We start from the raw sequence: 16,294 nt of genomic DNA, 5'->3' as shown, positions 1-16,294 counted from the left end.
CTCTCTCATAAACCTGTGAGCGCTCAAGTTTATGCAAACGGCTCTCTCATAAAGCTGTGACTCCTCAAGATTATGCAATCGCCTCTCTCATAAAGCTGTGGGCTCTCAAGTTTATGCAATCGCCTCTCTCATAAAGCTGTGACTCCTCAAGTTTATGCAATCGCCTCTCTCATAAAGCTGTGGTCCCTCAAGTTTATGCAATCGCCTCTCTCATAAAGCTGTGACTCCTCAAGTTTACGCAAACGCATCTCTCATAAAGCTGTGACTCCTCAAGTTTATGCAAACGGCTCTCTCATAAAGCTGTGGGCCCACAAGTTTACGCAATCGCACTTTTCATAAAGCTTTGGGCGCTCAAGTTTATACAATTCACCATCTAACCCCTCAAAACAATAAAAGAGTGCACAGCGAGATAAAAATCACCTCACCGGCACCGCTTCTGCCTATTCACCTATTTTTTCTGTGTTTGTTTTTCAAATTTCACACAGTCCTGCAATCCGACTGCAAATACCCGAGTCGTATGACTCGGGCAGCAAACTATGCTTTACTTATAATCAATTGTCAGTTATGGAAACTTCGTACAACCAAATAGTTCCGCTCGGATCTATACTTAGATTTTCTACATGATCTTTATATGCAATCGTATTACTTGAGTGATGTAGTGGAATCCATACAGCTTCATTAATTACTAACTCATTCGCTTCCGCAAGTAATTGCATTCTTTCATCTTCATCAATAGTCACTCTTGAATCTTCTACTAAATGATCGAACTCACTGTTGTTAAATTGAGCTCTATTCGATGCACCTATGTTATCAGAATGTAAAGTGGGATAAAATAACTCACTACCATCAGCTGTTAAGTTAGACCAACCTACAAGTGTGACGTCATAGTTAGCTTCCGCAGTTAGTTCTAGATATGTACCCCATTCAACTCGCTCTATACTCACGTTAAAACCAGCTTCATCCATTTTCGAATGAATGTACTCGCCCATAATAGGATATTGATCTTGGGTAGGAACCAAAATTTTTACTTCTTCATCACCAAAATCATTGGCTTCAATTATTTCTCTACTTGCATCTAAATCATATTCATATCCTAAATCTTCCAATCTTTCAAAATGTTCACTTGGTATTGAATATATAAAATCAACTTGACCTGTTTCTAACATGGCTATAGATGATGAAAATTCTTAGACAATTCCACAAACAAAAAAGACCCAACACGTTTTCGCGTGCTAGGGTCACCTAATTAATTCATTATTTTTTCTGCAGTTAACTTCGCAAGTTTCACACAGTCTGGCAATCCGACTGCGTAATGTGAAGCACCGATTAAATACAATCCTGGATATTCTTGTTCCATATAAGATTCTAGTTCTGTTACATGGTCTTTATGCCCCAAATGATAGTTCGGCATCGAATCTACCATTGGTGTGACAATAGTAAACTCAGGCTCTTTTTTAATCGTCATAATCTGTCGCAAATCATGCATTGCTGCTTTTGCTAAGTCTTCCTCAGATTTTTCTTTAACGATGTTATCTCCTGGTCGACCCACATACGCACGCAACACTACTTTTCCATCAGGTGTTGAGTGTGGCCACTTTTTCGATGTCCACGTACATGCTGTAATTGCCGTATCTTGATTACGACTCACAACAAAACCAGTACCTTCTTTCTCATTCACAACGTCACCTTCATTAAACCCGAAGACTACTGTTGCGACACTCGTTGCTGGCATCGTCTTAAAGTAATCCAGCTTCGCATCTGTAAACCATTTTTTATAACTGAAATGCGGTGTTGTGATGATTACTTCGTCATAAATATTTGTCTCGCCATTAATCGTCAGTTCATAGCCCTCATCAAGTTTCTTTACTGATTCCAACGTATGATTTAGATGAACATGCGCACCATTTTCAATGACAGCATCGTTCAGACGATCGATAAACGACTGTAATCCATTTTTAAACTGAAAGAACATACCTTGTTTACTTGTCTTTTTCGGCGCACTCTTTTTAGACTTTATCATCCCTTTAATCAAACCGCCATGTTGCTCTTCCTGCTGCTTGAAATTAGGAAAGGTACTCATCAAACTAAGTTTATCTATATCTGTGCCATAGACTCCACTGAGCAGTGGTTCAATCAGATTTTCAAGCACTTCATCTCCTAAGCGCCGACGGAAGAAATCACCAGCTGTAATATCTTTATCAATTTTTAAAACGGGCTTAAATAGATCAAGTCCTGCTCTCAATTTTCCAACTGGAGAAACAATATCTGTTTTTAAGAAAGGCCATAATTCTGTTGGGACACCAAGCATCGTTCCTTTTGGTAATGGTGACAATTTATTGTTCACATAAATAAACGATAACCCAACCTCATTGCGAACGAGTTCAGATTCCATTCCGATATCAACAGCGAGTTCAGTCATGATTGTTTTTCGACTTAAATATGACTCGGGTCCTAACTCTAACGTATAACCATCTTGTCGATACGTGTTTACTTTTCCACCGACTCGATCAGTCTGTTCATATATATCGATGTTAGCGTCATGATCTTTTAAATAATAAGCTGTAGATAATCCTGTAATACCGGCACCGATAATCGCTACTTTTTTCATATAGTAACCCGCTTTATAACGCTAAGAGTTCATTCACCATTGCTTGAATGAATCTTGAGTCTGTATTTGGCATAGTTGGTCGATGATAACCTGCACCGATTTCATCCGTGACTACTTTACACTCATAATCGTTATCATATAAAACTTCTAAATGCTCACAAACAAACCCTAACGGTAAGTAGATGTAATGCTTGTATTTAAACGTACCATCCAAATCACGTGTTAAATCTTGAACATCAGGACCTAACCACGGATCTGGTGTATTCCCTTCAGATTGCCAGCCAACATGAACATTTTTTAAGTTTACACGTGATTTTAACAGCTCAGCAGTTTCTTCTAACTGTGATGGATATGGGTCGTTATGTTCTTTAATTTTTTCTGGTAATGAATGTGCACTGACAATGACTGCAGTCGCATCATGTTCTTCTGCAGGAATTTCTTTAAATGCTCCTTGTACTGCATCTACCCAAAAATCAAGGAATGGTTCTTGACGATAAAAATCATCAACTGATTTTACATTGATGCCAAATTTTTCTGCTTCTTCTCTTGCACGCTTATTATATGAACCGACTGAGAACTCTGAATAATGTGGTGCAAGTACGACTGTCACAACTTCTTTAATGCCCGCTTCATTAATTGACTGTACCGCTTCTTCAATGAACGGCGTGATGTGTTTTAATCCGATAAATAGTTCGTATTCGTTCTCTTTATCTTGTTCGTTTAACATATCAAGTACTGCTTGTGCTTGGTTTTCTGTCGTCTTAGCAAGCGGTGAAATACCACCGATTGCTTCATAACGCTCTGTTAAATCTTGCAATGCTTCATCACTTGGCGGACGACCATGTCTGATGTGTGTGTAATACGGTAAAATATCCTCTTCTTTATATGGTGTACCATAAGCCATAACGAGTAATGCTTTTTTAGTCATTAAAAATTCTCCTTATCTATTTTTAGAATATTCATGAACAAACGCTGTTAAACGTTTGAGTGTGTCTGGATTTACTTCTGGGAACACACCATGTCCTAAGTTAAAGATGTGTCCTTCGTTTTTACCTTGATCTAAAATTTCTTTAGTTTTACTTTCGATAACTTCCCAATCTGACAGTAATAATGCTGGGTCCAAGTTACCTTGTAATGCTTTTTTTACACCTAATTTTCGCGCTTCATCAATTGATGTTCTCCAATCGAGACCGATGACACTAGAAGGTAATTCATTCCAAACAGGGATTAAGTGAGATGCACCGATACCGAAGACAATGACAGGTGTGCCTGTACTTTGCACAGCTTCCATAATGCGCTTCATTGACGGTGCAAGATAGAACTCATAATCTTGTTTATTTAATGCCCCACCCCAAGAATCGAAAATTTGGATGAGCGATGCACCAGATTCAATTTGTGCTTTTAAATAGACGATGCTCATCTCTGATAACTTATCCATGAGTTTAAACCAAACGTCCGGTTGGTTATACATCATCGCTTTTGTCTTATGGTAGTTTTTAGAAGGTCCGCCTTCGATCATGTAGCTTGCAACAGTAAATGGTGCACCACAAAAACCAATCAAAGGCACATTCAATTTTTCTTTTGTTAAAATTCTAATCGTTTCATAAATGTAGTCCAAATCTTTGTATGGATCGAGTTCACCTAACTTTTCCACATCAGATAAAGTGCGAATCGGATTATAAATGACAGGACCGACACCCGCTTTTATTTCAACATCGATACCAATTGGAGCAAGTGGTGAAATGATATCTTTGTAAAGCACTGCGGCATCTACATTATAATTCTCTACTGGTGTAGTCGTTAAATATGCCGTGAGCTCCGGTTGCTTCGTGATTTCAATCAAAGAATATTTTTCTTTTACTTTGTTGTATTCTTTTTGAGAGCGACCCACTTGGCGCATAAACCATACCGGTGTGTATGCAGTCGTCTCGCCTCGTGCTGCTTTAATAATCGTATCGTTAAACATTGCTTTCCTCCTATTTACATGTAAATTAATCTTATCACTTTAGAATTATTATCAATTGTTCAATTCTTGTCAGATTTATAAACAATTCGATTAAATATAAGATTCGATTGTTAATCATGTATAAAATGGGTAGAATTGAGGTATTAAATAACTATCTGAGGAGGTAACATGATGAATTTATACTTAACGACAGGTACGATTAACTATTTCCTAAATGCAAAGAAAGACGATGGTAATTTCCTATTAAGCGGAAATGGTGAACGCGGCATTGCTTACTATGAAGCCGAAGCATCTCAAGGATTGTTTAATACAGGTGAAGAATTTGAGATTTCACACACACATGGCGACCTATCTGAAGAAAATACGATGCTTGTCATTCACATCAACACTTCAGCTCAAAAAAGAGCAGCGGCACGAACAAAAATGAATGACTTAATCGATGGTCTAGAGACGACAAATGGCGTTCAAGCATACAGAGTAGGAAAAATGCAGGATAAATACTCATTTGTGATTGTTGTACAATTTGTTAATTCAGATGCCTACAAAGCATTTAGCAACTCAGATTTATATGAATCAACTGTCAGTAATGATGCATTAAAATCTTTAAGAGACGAAGAATCAATGTTCTCAAATGCGAATTCAAGATCTTATTATGTTCCGATTAAAGATTTAGATGAAGAAGACTTAGAAGATAGTTTTTAATTGATATTTTATTTTTAGCAAATTAAAAAACGGATTTGGAACCTTAATATTAAGGTTCCAAATCCGTTTTTTGAATTAAAGCTAACTATTCTCTAATCACTCAACATACTTTCTTTCTTATATATCCCTTTGGACAACACTCTATTTATTAAGTAACCCCAAATCGGTAGTATGGCAGCCATATAGAATTGTTCGAGATGAACAAGAATGAATACCACCGCAATGATAAGTGATAACACGACGACAAGTTTGTTTGAATATCTGATGTAACTCTCTTGAATATATGAGCGTTTCACCGGCCAAATTTTTGGCCACAGTAAGTATGCTTGTTGTGAGTAAATTTGATTCATCTGCAACACGATTAAATAGATAACAAACACACCGATAACAATTGACACCCACCAAATATTCAACCATATCATAATGATTGCTGCGATGATAATGAGTCTGAGTATAATCATCGGGAGATCATTATCACGCATAAACGATCTGTAAAACAAATATTCGTACATGTTTTCTTTATTGAATTTATCTTTCTTAAAGTTTGGTAGCAGTTTATCTAAATATCTGCGTCGTTTATATTGACCATCCATATGGGCAACATTTGCAAACATCGACACGACACGGAAATATCGATTTCTTGCATCCTTTTCATGGTTGATATATCGGAACCAATTTAAGTTCGTATGCACTTGTTTAGAGAAAAAGATATATAACCCGATGAGCGCAACGGGTATTAAGGGCGCGAGCCATGGAAACATCATCGTTAAAAATAGTGTCACTACACTTGTCACGAACAGCAATCCAATGACTGACCAATGATTCCATTTTGAATTGATCGCAACGCGATAAATAATAAGATGAAACACATATATCACAAGTGCTGCTAAGACCACGATGATAATATGTGACAGACTTAGATTGATGGAAATCAGTAATGCACTTAATGCAACGCCGAGTACCATAAGAACAACATTGAGTGCCAATGAATATCTCAGTGTACCTTGGAAGTACGTTTTCATATGCGACTCATACGGTAATAAGAACAGACCATCTGCTTCTTTTAGCAATGAGCGATAGCTTGGCATAACAGATAATGACAGCACGATACTACCGATAAGTAAATACCAGATTGATGGCTCAGCATCTTGGATGAATCCGACGAGTGAATAGATAAACACACCGATCGTAATTGTTAAAAACAGTAGGAAGTGACTGTTAAAAATATACTTGCTGTAATAGGCACGAAGTCCTATATCTTCCTTTAGACGCGTATTAAACAGTTGCTTGCTATTCATACTGATGACTTCCAGTGATTTCAATATATAATTCATCTAATGTCGCATCTGGCATGTTGAGTTGCTTGCGCAAATCTTCAAGCGTACCATCTCCGACAATCTTTCCTTCATGGATAATCGTATACTTATCACAATAACGTTCCGCTGTTGCAAGTATATGCGTACTCATCAATACAGAACGTCCAGCATTGCGCTCCTTGATCAACAATTGAATCAGAGATTCAATTCCGAGTGGATCCAAGCCTAAGAACGGTTCATCGATAATATACAAATCCGGCTCAACCATAAACGCACAGATGAGCATGACTTTTTGTTTCATCCCTTTAGAGAAATGTGTTGGGAACATATCTAGTTTTCCGTCTAACCGGAATGTCTTAAGCAATGGCTTAGCACGATTAAGCGCCTCACCTTCTGTAATACCATATGCCATTGCCGTCATAAATATATGTTCCTTCAATGTGAGTTCCTCATATAAAATCGGCGTTTCCGGAATATACGCAATATTTTTACGATAAAGTTCTACATCTTCCTGTATCTTGCGATCGCTCACTTCAATCTCACCGCTGTGTGGCGTAAGCAATCCGAGTATATGTTTGATTGTCGTGCTCTTTCCTGCACCATTTAAACCGACCAAACCAGTAATCTGGCTTCTTTTAACTTCAAATGTGACATCGTGGATAATCGGCGTCTTCGAATAGCCGCCAGTTACATTGTTTAGCTTCAATACCATAATTATAGTTCCTTTATGAATTAATATTTTTTATGTATACTTAATATTATCAAATATATCATATATAAATTACGGAGGCACAAGATGAGTAAAACAATTTTTGAACAAATCATTGATCGAGAGATTCCAGCTAGTATCGTATATGAAGACGACGATGTGATTGCGTTTCTAGATGCATTTCCAATCTCTAAGGGACATACCCTCGTCGTGCCAAAAAAACCAATTGAAAATATTTTTGAACTTGATGCTGAAACTGGCCAAAAGTTAATGACGAAAATTCAATCTGTTGCAACTGCAGTTAATGCAGCATTTGAACCAAAAGGGATGAATATTTTACAAAATAATGGTGCTTTCGCATCTCAATCTGTTTTTCATATTCATTTCCATATCATCCCACGTTATGAGGATAGACATGATGGTCTAACACTTGGTTGGAAAACTGATCCACATAAATATAGTGAAGATGAGAAATCAGATATCGTAAAATCTATACAAGAAAAACTGTAAACAATTTAAAGAGGAGTGAATGATATGAAGTTTAGAAATATTGCACTTGGAGTTGCTGTCGGTGTGGTCAGTGGCATCGGCATTGCCTTACTTAATAATCGTAATGATGAGCGTGTGACAGGTGAAGACAATGTCATCAAAGAAATTAAAGCTGAGATAAATAATGCAAAAAACAATTTGATGCGCACAACAAAAAATACACCAGAAACATTTAAAACATTAACAGAGGAAGTCAAAGATTTAATTACAAACTTCCAATCGGACATTACACCAAACATCGACAACATAAAAGATAATGTCGATAATTTATCAAATCGCGGAGAAAGTATTTCTAAACATTTAGAAGAAAATCCGGTAAATAATCCGTTTAAGTTTAGTAGTAAATAGAAACACCTAGCAATGGTTTTTAATTTACAACATACAATGAATAAGATACCATCGAGGTTAGGTTAGATATTAGAAGTGGACACAAAGGAGAAATTTTTGATGAAGAAAAAATTAGCGCCCGTATTAATGAGTTTGGGAGTATTAGCACTCGTCGGTTGTGACAACGGAGAAAATTCAACAAGTGCAAACGATGAAGTGGATGCCGAAACAGGTGATGTAATAGTAGAGTCTGATGCTGGTGACATTACCATGGATAATATACTTGATGAGATTGGCATGAACCAAATCGGTAGCATGGCATTTCAGATGACACTTGATATGATTTTAGAAGATAAATACTCAGGAGAAGTCGATACTGATGAAATCAATGAACAAGTCGACCAATTGATTGAAAACATGGGTGGCGAAGAAGCATTCGAACAAGTGCTTGCACAACAAGGTAACAACATGTCGGTAGATCAATACCGTGAAACGATGGTGATGAATGAGTACAGCAATTTATTCTTTGCTGAAGAGTTCGATATCACGGATGACATGGTCCTTGAAGAAGTCGCACAAGGTGCACATATATTAATCGGTTTCGAAGAAGAACCTGAAGAGTCAGAAGAAGAGTCAGAAGAAGAGACTGATGAAGAAACAGACGAAGAATCTGAAGATGAAGAAACTGATGAAGAAACAGAAACTGCATTGACACAAGAAGAAGCATTAGAAAAAGCAGAATCTTTAATTGATGAATTAAATGATGGTGCTGACTTTGCTGAACTTGCCGAAGAACATTCTGAAGATCCAGGCAGTGGCGCTAGAGGTGGAGACTTAGGCATCGTGACGAAGGGCCAAATGGTCGCTCCATTTGAGGAAGCATTATTCAACATGGATGAGGATTCAATCTCTGAAGAGCCAGTCCTTTCAGACTTCGGTTACCATATCATTCAAAGAAATGAACAACCGGATGCATCAGAACTTGGTCAAGTACGTGCACAAATCATCAACCGTGAAGCACAATCACGACCAGATGACGTATTCCAAGCATATGTTGACTTACTTGAAGAATACAATGTAGAGTTTGTTGACGAAGATATTCGTGAATATGTAGAAGAAAATTTCTTAAGCCGTGAAGAAGCGACTGAGGACGAAGAAGCGACTGAGGACGAAGAAGCTACTGAAGACGAAGAAGCTACTGAAGACGAAGAAGCTACTGAAGACGAAGAAGCTACTGAAGACGAAGAAGCTACTGAAGGCGAAGAAGCCGCTGAAGATGAAGAAGCTACTGAGGACGAAGAAGCTACTGAAGACGAAGAATAATCATAAAAAAACTCCCACTAAGTAAATCAGTTAGTGGGAGTTTTTTATTGCGTTAATTATTCCATTTTGTAATCATCAACAATCGGTTGATACAGTTGTCTACTCTCCAGTGGGAACACACGATCTGAAAATTCACCTGGTGCGACATTCTTTAAGTTTTTATCGAACATCATAATGCGTGCATCAATATTGTCGATGAAATGCAGCAATTCCGCTTCTAAAATCATCGGTACTTTCGGAGATCCATATTCCAATTTTCCATGATGTGACAATATCAAATGTTTCAACAACAACACAGATTCACTATTTCGATCTATACCAAGTTCAGTCGCTGCATCATTTACTTCTTCACTTGCTATGACGATGTGTCCGAGCAAGTTACCTTCTCTCGTATACTGCACACCGATTGACCCACTCAGCTCTTTTACCTTTCCGATATCATGCAATATGATGCCGCTATATAAAAGTGCGCGATTCACCTGCGGATATATATCGACTAGCGCCTCACCTTGTCGAAGCATGCAAGTGACATGATATGCTAGACCGGAATGGAAGTCATGATGATTAACTTTCGCTGCCGGAAACGATAAAAATTCTTCTTTATATTTCGTTACTAAGTGTCTGACGATTCGACTTAAATCGACATCATCAATTTGAATGACATAGTCCATCACCGTATCGAACAGCTCTTGTTCTGATATCGGCGCATTTTCTACGAATTCACTTGCTCTTACATTATCTGTTGATTCAGCAACGCGACAGTTTAGTATTTTTAATTGTTTCTTTCCGCGATAGTCAATGACATCTCCTTGTACTTTGATTACGACGCCAGCTATTAACTTCGGGGCATCTTCTTTCGTTACCGTCCAATACTTGGTATCGATTTCACCCGATTTATCTTGAAGCATCATCGACATATACGGCTTACCTTGCGTAGTTACACCTTGCTTACTATCCTTAATGAGAAAAAAATTGTTTACCGAATCACCGGGTTTTAAGTTAGCAATCGTGTTCATCGTCTATACTTTCTCCTTTAACTTAATCGTTTGCGAAGATGGGATTTGGCTATCTAAGTTACATGTAAAGTAAAGTGCCTGATCTTGAACTTGACTTCTTAAATACTCGACAATGACTTTCTTACGATCTTTATCGAAGTGAACAAATGCATCATCGATGATAATCGGTAAGTTGTAGTATCCTTTCAACGCTTTAATAAGACTAAATCTCAAGCTGATGTAGAGCATTTCTTTCGTTGACTGACTCAGCTCAGAGGGTTGGAATATTTGTCCATTTGAATGGCGTATTCTTAATCCACCTTTTTCGTCATAAGAAACATTATTATATCGACCACGTGTTAGGTATTCAAAAATATTTCGAGCTTCTTCAACGACAACAGGTAATCGCTCGTCTTTAACTGCTTTAATGTGTGATTCTATCAAGACTTTGATGTACATGAGTGACATATAATCTTCCGACAATCTTTGAATGTCATTTTTACGGATTGCATATAAATGGTTAAGTTCACTTAACGCGCCATCATTTTCCATTGCTTTAATCTCAGCGTTTATATCTGCGAGTTGTGCAACTTCATTTTGAATCTGTGTCTCGAACGAATCGATTTGTTCGCTCACTTCTTCTTCTTCACTCTTTAAGTCAGACATGATAAGACTTGATAAGTACGTTCTTACATCGTGTGTAAACTTCTCTTGATTTAATTTATCCGTTAATTCTTCAAAACGATTTTTGTTAATAGAGTATTCATCATACTGTCTCGCATGATAATAGAACTCTTCCTCATCATCCGCATCGACAACTTCAAACAAATCGCGAATTTCAATACGAGAGCTCGCATTTTGTTCATTCAAGACGTCGACTTCATTGACGAGTAAATCCAACTGGTCTTTTAAATGCACATGCTTTGTTCTGTCTTCCTTCATCGTTGTTACTAAATTATCGACTTCATAGAAGACATTCGTCTCGTTGTAATCTGTTCCAAATGCTTCTAGAAGTGGCAGAGCAGATGATTTAAACTCATCTTTATATGCATTAATTTCGTCGATTGATGTATTAATCTCATCAATTCTCGCATACTTTTCTTTAATTAAGCGGATGCTATTGATCGCATCAACCGTAAATTTGTTCTCTATGTTTGTATTGATTTTTAAGTCTTCTTTTATTTTGTGTAGATCATCATTAAATCGATCTTTTGACGCTTCTTTTTCACCAAGTGAACGCTTCATCTCGTCAAGCTTAACTGTGACATTCACTTTCTTTTGTTTCTGACTCTTTAACCAAGCCTTCGTGTCACGCGCATCAGACAGGCTGAAATTTAAATCATTCGCCTGTTTCATCTCCTCAATGGATGTTCTCAATTCTTCTACATCACTATCATAATCTACCTTAACCGTATCTTCAGTCGGTCGATTCGCGACGAAGTAAAACGCCCCACCAATGACACCCAGCACCGTTAAGATGATACCTAGCAACATCACATCATTAATCATGTAGAATATGCCACCGAGCAGCAGTACTGCACTAATTGCGATGATTGCATAGGATAAAATTCGACGTGATTTGTTGCGCTCACGTGTTTCCTTATCGTACTCAGTACGAATGACTTTATACATGCGCTCTTTTTCTTGGAGCTCAAATTCCTTATCCACAAGTTCTTTCTTCAAATTCAGGCGATCATCACTCACTTGCTCTTCGGTGAGCATTTCTATTTCTTGCTCAATCGTTTTAAGCTCTGCTTGAACAGATTCGATTTCACGCATTAAATATTGCTCTTCTAAATTGACTTCATCGAGCTGTGATAACAGTGACTGCACTTGATCTCGGACGATATTAGAGTCATCGACATCGAGATGGTCTTCTTTCCATCCGATATCATTGCGGATGGATTGGATTTCTTTTTTCAGCGCCGTCGATTCTGCTTTTAACTGCTCGAGCTCCTTGCTCTTTTGTAGAAATTCAGGCTGTTTTTTCAACACACCTTCAAGTGCTTTTATATCGTCATCTTTAGGGATTTTAATCTTCGCTAAATCCGCTTCAATTGATTTTACCTTTTCGTTTCTTAAGCCGATATCCTGTGCTGTCTGAGCGATTTTATTTTTAAGAGCAATGTATCGTTCAATCCCTTTTTCAGGGAAGATGACAGGTGCTTCAGTCATTTTACCTTCGAGATTTTTCCATTCGATAATTTCAGGATGATACATCATCTCTTTCATCTTCTGCTTATGAATTAACGTCAACTGATTAACCGAATCGCGTTTATGTGCCAAGCTTTCTTCAATCGACAATCGATCATTCATAAGTGATGTATATCTTGCTTCATTCGCTTCTATATTTTTAACGCGTCCAGCAATTTCTTTAATCGCATCTACTTCTTGGTTTAACGTCGGTACCGAACCGTTTTTCTTGTAGATTGTTGCAAGTTCTTTATCGATTGCTGTCAACATTTCATCGTATTCATGAGACCCAAGTGCACCAGCACGCAGTAAGTACTCTTGTAAGCGATCTTCAGTCATATTCGTATGGATGTCCTGTAAACCTAACACATCAAAGCTGAAAATAGAACGGTACGTCTTCTTATCGATGTGGTTGAGTCTTTTTGTCAACCATTGCTCGCCTTTAACGGTGCCATCTTTAAAATAGACTTTTAAATCACCTTGTACTTTTCCTTTAACACGCTCAATTTCAACCGGATATTTTTCATCATCAAACTTGACGACGAGTTTTCCACCATACATATTATGCATGCGTGGCTCGCGTCTCGGTTCCGCATCAGTTCGTTTAGGAAATCCAAATAATATAGAGTGAATAAATGACATCGTCGTCGATTTCCCCGCTTCATTCTCTCCATATATTTGAATGAACTTCATATTTGTGTCGATTACCTTATCGACAATTTTACCGTAGCCGTATACGTGTAATGATAATATTTTCATATAATCTACTTCCTCATTAACATTTTCAAGCGTTCTTCACCAAGTCTGATAAGTGATTCCTTATCAATCGAGTCCATTGGATCTAAAAATCGATTGACTTTTGGATCCATATAGATGCTATTTAATGCCTCTTTAAAGAGCGATTCGTCACCGCCTGATGTTTGCCTAATATCACGCAACAATGCGATGGAGTCGTTATGTGAATAGCGAATATCAATCTCATCAATCCAAATAAACGTCTCAACATCCGTCTCATCTTCTTTGAGCAAATCCATGATTTCTAAATAGTCCGCTTGATTGAGTTCATCTTCGCCTTTTACTTGTACCGTCAATTTGACGATTTGGCTACCTTCATCTCTAATACTATTTTTAAATTCATTGAGCATCGTGTAAAGCTCTTGTTTATTCACTGTCGATGTATCCACTTCATACTCGACAAATGTAATCTCTTGAGTCGGCACAAACGTGCGTTTTAATTCAACTTCATTACCTTCAACGAAGATAAAACCCTTTTCTCCGCTCTCGTTCTTATGACGTCCTTGCATATTACCCGGATAGACAACCGGTGGCAAATCACTGATTTCATGACGTTTGTGAATATGTCCAAGTGCCCAGTAGTTATACAGTTTTTCGTTTAGTGATTCGAGCGTAAACTCTGTGTAACGCTTTTCTGCGTAATTACTCTTAGAGTATGTGCCGTGTAGCATACCAATGTGAATATCTTGGTTTTTGCTACTCTTCGGGAAATAATCGAGCTTATTTTCATAACTGTCGTCCATATAGTAACTAAAGCCATGTATAAACACTTGTTCCTTACTGCTGCTCGTCAATTCAAATGTCTCCACTTCGTCTAAAAATACGTTGACATTTTGTGGCCAGCTCGTGTTAAAACCTGAACTTAATGGGTCATGATTCCCATGTGACATGAAGACGAAAATCCCTTTTTCTTCTAAGCGTTTGAATTGATTTTTTAAGAACACTTCAGACTTTAAGGTTCTGTTTTGATTATCGAACACATCGCCGACGATCAAAATAAAATCAACATTCTTTCCGATTGCAAAATCAATCATTCGAGTAACGCTTTTATATGTGCTGTCCATGAGGTCTTCTATTATATTTCGTGGCATGTTCTGTCTTGCACGAAACGGACTGTCCAGATGCAAGTCTGCACAGTGAATAAATTTAACCATCTAATCACCTTTTTACTGTTTTAAGTTAGCTATATTATACCAAAAATAAAGAGGCCCATGATTACGACCTCTTTACAATTCAATCAATTATTTATTGTTGATACCATATAGTTCTTCAATTGGCTTCATGATGACACGGTTTAAGTCTTGAATGAGTTCACTCATTTTCTGTTCAGCTTCCATCAACGATTTAATATTATCATCTTTCTCAATCGCTTCAGCTGAAGTTTGAGCACGTTCAATATCTTCTTCTAGAACTTCTTCGCCCATCATTTGTTTTTGTTGTAATTCAACTTGTACATTTCTAAATTCATCAAATAATTGTTTTGATTCAGGGTTTTCATTAACCTTATTGTAAAGGTCCTTCATGTTGTTAAACTCATCAGATTTTCTTAAAGCACTTTCCAGTGCATTTGCTTGGTCATAAACGTTTACCATTATAAAACTCCTCTTAGTGAATTGATGTTCCTATTTTAACATACATGTAATCAATTAGAAAATGGAAACTATTATGCCCTGAACGACACCAATGATGCCTCCAAGTAAGAATCCAAGCATGGTAATCATACGCAATTCTTTGGAAGAAACTTCCATAACGAGAGACTCGATTTTTGAGAGTTCAAAGTTATCAATTTGATATTTTATCAACTGTGCGAGCTGTAATTTATCTAAAATTTTTTCGAAGTTTTTACCTAGATATTGGATGATATTCTCAACCAGCTGATATTTCCCTTTCTCTTGAAATGATTTAAACAGCTCTGGATTTAGTTTATATAGTGGAATATTTAACTTTTCTTCAATATCAATTTGTTGTTGTAAAAATGTTGAAACATTAGACAACATTTTTCCTTTATCTGACTCTGATATGAACGATGCGACGTCTCGTGCTCTTAACTCATCGTATTCTTGTATGATGAATGTCTGTAAAATATTATTCATCTTTTCTTGATTGAGCAGTTTTAAAAACTCACTTTGCACACGAAGCGTCAGACTATCCTTTGAGAAGAATACTTTTAGACTGCTTGCCAGGCGACCACGATTTTCTATAAACTCATCGATCATCGTATAAATATCATGATAGCCGCGCTCAGAACGAATATACTCTCGTGCTTTTCCGAGAATCATTTTATGTGTCTCAAACATATACTGATCGAGTTTAAGTCTGGATTCTGATGGTATGAGTTCATCGATATTCTTTTCGTATATATCATTGCCATACTTTTCAACATTTTTGTAAATCTCGTCATTTAATCCCTGTAGTATCTTTTCACTTAGCGTCGGATGGATTCGATTCAATACATACGATGTCGACCATTCTTCCCTCTCCATCGTGTCAAGCTGTTGATCGATAAATAACACTAGAAAATTTCGTGTATTCTCACTGTTTAGTTTTTCCACAAATACTTCGGGTGTGAGTAAATGCCCCATGATGATTTCACCAAGTTTTGTCGAGGCTTCCTCTCGTCTTCTCGGTATCAAGCCCGGTGTAAAAGGCAAAGCATAACCAAACAAATATTTTTTTTCATACGGTTTAAACAACATTGTAATCGCTAATTTGTTTGTCAAACCACCGATTAGCGATCCTATAATTGCCATAATTAAAATCATCATGACTGTTTCCATTACGTTTCACCACCAAAAAAAATAAAATAGCACT

General features: G+C 37.3%; 15 protein-coding genes. 4 read left to right on the top strand and 11 right to left on the bottom strand.

Annotated elements, in window-relative coordinates; all coding sequences use genetic code 11:
• Positions 1-551: 551 nt before the first annotated feature.
• The 4 genes from BMW30_RS10235 to hemE form a co-directional block, all read right to left on the bottom strand.
• Positions 552-1,166, bottom strand: a complete 615-nt coding sequence (locus tag BMW30_RS10235) for an ABC transporter substrate-binding protein (protein WP_091476759.1) — start codon at positions 1,164-1,166, stop codon at positions 552-554.
• An 80-nt stretch (positions 1,167-1,246) separates the two neighbouring features.
• Positions 1,247-2,608: a protoporphyrinogen oxidase gene (gene hemY / locus BMW30_RS10230; protein WP_091476756.1), complete on the bottom strand. Its 1,362-nt coding sequence runs from the start codon at positions 2,606-2,608 to the stop codon at positions 1,247-1,249.
• A 13-nt stretch (positions 2,609-2,621) separates the two neighbouring features.
• Complete coding sequence (gene hemH / locus BMW30_RS10225) at positions 2,622-3,536, bottom strand: ferrochelatase (RefSeq protein ID WP_091476754.1); 915 nt, start codon at positions 3,534-3,536, stop codon at positions 2,622-2,624.
• A gap of 12 nt (positions 3,537-3,548) precedes the next feature.
• Positions 3,549-4,574: a uroporphyrinogen decarboxylase gene (gene hemE, locus BMW30_RS10220; protein WP_091476750.1), complete on the bottom strand. Its 1,026-nt coding sequence runs from the start codon at positions 4,572-4,574 to the stop codon at positions 3,549-3,551.
• A 171-nt stretch (positions 4,575-4,745) separates the two neighbouring features.
• Between hemE and BMW30_RS10215 the strand changes: the two genes are divergently transcribed.
• Positions 4,746-5,276, top strand: a complete 531-nt coding sequence (locus tag BMW30_RS10215; protein ID WP_091476746.1) for an antibiotic biosynthesis monooxygenase — start codon at positions 4,746-4,748, stop codon at positions 5,274-5,276.
• A gap of 92 nt (positions 5,277-5,368) precedes the next feature.
• Here BMW30_RS10215 and BMW30_RS10210 read toward each other — a convergent pair whose 3' ends face one another.
• Together BMW30_RS10210 and BMW30_RS10205 are read right to left on the bottom strand one after the other, a co-directional pair.
• A complete protein-coding gene (locus BMW30_RS10210; protein ID WP_245705688.1) occupies positions 5,369-6,610 on the bottom strand; it encodes an ABC transporter permease in 1,242 nt (413 codons plus the stop codon).
• Entirely contained in the window at positions 6,567-7,304 is a 738-nt protein-coding gene (locus BMW30_RS10205; RefSeq protein ID WP_091476741.1) for an ABC transporter ATP-binding protein, read from the bottom strand. The genes BMW30_RS10210 and BMW30_RS10205 overlap by 44 nt, the downstream gene beginning before the upstream one ends.
• Positions 7,305-7,388: 84 nt before the next feature.
• Between BMW30_RS10205 and BMW30_RS10200 the strand changes: the two genes are divergently transcribed.
• The 3 genes from BMW30_RS10200 to BMW30_RS10190 all read left to right on the top strand — a co-directional run bounded on the left by BMW30_RS10200 (position 7,389) and on the right by BMW30_RS10190 (position 9,500).
• Positions 7,389-7,811: an HIT family protein gene (locus BMW30_RS10200; RefSeq protein WP_091476738.1), complete on the top strand. Its 423-nt coding sequence runs from the start codon at positions 7,389-7,391 to the stop codon at positions 7,809-7,811.
• A gap of 24 nt (positions 7,812-7,835) precedes the next feature.
• A complete protein-coding gene (locus BMW30_RS10195) occupies positions 7,836-8,198 on the top strand; it encodes a YtxH domain-containing protein (protein WP_091476735.1) in 363 nt (120 codons plus the stop codon).
• A 99-nt stretch (positions 8,199-8,297) separates the two neighbouring features.
• Positions 8,298-9,500, top strand: coding sequence for a foldase protein PrsA (locus BMW30_RS10190; protein WP_091476732.1), 1,203 nt, complete (start codon positions 8,298-8,300; stop codon positions 9,498-9,500).
• Between the two features lie 56 nt (positions 9,501-9,556).
• On the opposite strand, the gene BMW30_RS10185 is transcribed toward BMW30_RS10190, so the two are convergent.
• The 5 genes from BMW30_RS10185 to BMW30_RS10165 form a co-directional block, all read right to left on the bottom strand.
• Positions 9,557-10,516 (bottom strand): HD domain-containing protein, encoded by a 960-nt coding sequence (locus BMW30_RS10185; protein WP_091476729.1) that lies wholly within the window; start codon positions 10,514-10,516, stop codon positions 9,557-9,559.
• Positions 10,517-10,519: 3 nt separating this feature from the next.
• Positions 10,520-13,447, bottom strand: a complete 2,928-nt coding sequence (locus BMW30_RS10180) for an ATP-binding protein (protein ID WP_091476727.1) — start codon at positions 13,445-13,447, stop codon at positions 10,520-10,522.
• Between the two features lie 5 nt (positions 13,448-13,452).
• Positions 13,453-14,637 carry a metallophosphoesterase family protein gene (locus tag BMW30_RS10175; protein ID WP_091476723.1) on the bottom strand — a complete coding sequence of 395 codons (1,185 nt, stop codon included), beginning with the start codon at positions 14,635-14,637 and terminating at the stop codon, positions 13,453-13,455.
• An 87-nt stretch (positions 14,638-14,724) separates the two neighbouring features.
• Positions 14,725-15,075: a YlbF/YmcA family competence regulator gene (locus BMW30_RS10170; RefSeq protein WP_377910277.1), complete on the bottom strand. Its 351-nt coding sequence runs from the start codon at positions 15,073-15,075 to the stop codon at positions 14,725-14,727.
• Between the two features lie 54 nt (positions 15,076-15,129).
• Entirely contained in the window at positions 15,130-16,260 is a 1,131-nt protein-coding gene (locus tag BMW30_RS10165; RefSeq protein WP_091476718.1) for a DUF445 domain-containing protein, read from the bottom strand.
• Between the last annotated feature and the right edge of the window lie 34 nt (positions 16,261-16,294).

Source organism: Aliicoccus persicus (assembly GCF_900110815.1).
GTDB lineage: Bacteria > Bacillota > Bacilli > Staphylococcales > Salinicoccaceae > Aliicoccus > Aliicoccus persicus.
Note: the sequence above shows the minus strand (reverse complement) of the source record. Positions and strands in the feature narration are given on the sequence as shown.

Excerpts from the sequence above, each read along its gene's own strand:
- BMW30_RS10235 (WP_091476759.1), bottom strand. The coding sequence starts at position 1,166 with ATGTTAGAAACAGGTCAAGTTGATTTTATATATTCAATACCAAGTGAA.
- hemY (WP_091476756.1), bottom strand. The coding sequence starts at position 2,608 with ATGAAAAAAGTAGCGATTATCGGTGCCGGTATTACAGGATTATCTACA.
- hemH (WP_091476754.1), bottom strand. The coding sequence starts at position 3,536 with ATGACTAAAAAAGCATTACTCGTTATGGCTTATGGTACACCATATAAA.
- hemE (WP_091476750.1), bottom strand. The coding sequence starts at position 4,574 with ATGTTTAACGATACGATTATTAAAGCAGCACGAGGCGAGACGACTGCA.
- BMW30_RS10215 (WP_091476746.1), top strand. The coding sequence starts at position 4,746 with ATGAATTTATACTTAACGACAGGTACGATTAACTATTTCCTAAATGCA.
- BMW30_RS10210 (WP_245705688.1), bottom strand. The coding sequence starts at position 6,610 with ATGAATTATATATTGAAATCACTGGAAGTCATCAGTATGAATAGCAAG.
- BMW30_RS10205 (WP_091476741.1), bottom strand. The coding sequence starts at position 7,304 with ATGGTATTGAAGCTAAACAATGTAACTGGCGGCTATTCGAAGACGCCG.
- BMW30_RS10200 (WP_091476738.1), top strand. The coding sequence starts at position 7,389 with ATGAGTAAAACAATTTTTGAACAAATCATTGATCGAGAGATTCCAGCT.
- BMW30_RS10195 (WP_091476735.1), top strand. The coding sequence starts at position 7,836 with ATGAAGTTTAGAAATATTGCACTTGGAGTTGCTGTCGGTGTGGTCAGT.
- BMW30_RS10190 (WP_091476732.1), top strand. The coding sequence starts at position 8,298 with ATGAAGAAAAAATTAGCGCCCGTATTAATGAGTTTGGGAGTATTAGCA.
- BMW30_RS10185 (WP_091476729.1), bottom strand. The coding sequence starts at position 10,516 with ATGAACACGATTGCTAACTTAAAACCCGGTGATTCGGTAAACAATTTT.
- BMW30_RS10180 (WP_091476727.1), bottom strand. The coding sequence starts at position 13,447 with ATGAAAATATTATCATTACACGTATACGGCTACGGTAAAATTGTCGAT.
- BMW30_RS10175 (WP_091476723.1), bottom strand. The coding sequence starts at position 14,637 with ATGGTTAAATTTATTCACTGTGCAGACTTGCATCTGGACAGTCCGTTT.
- BMW30_RS10170 (WP_377910277.1), bottom strand. The coding sequence starts at position 15,075 with ATGGTAAACGTTTATGACCAAGCAAATGCACTGGAAAGTGCTTTAAGA.
- BMW30_RS10165 (WP_091476718.1), bottom strand. The coding sequence starts at position 16,260 with ATGGAAACAGTCATGATGATTTTAATTATGGCAATTATAGGATCGCTA.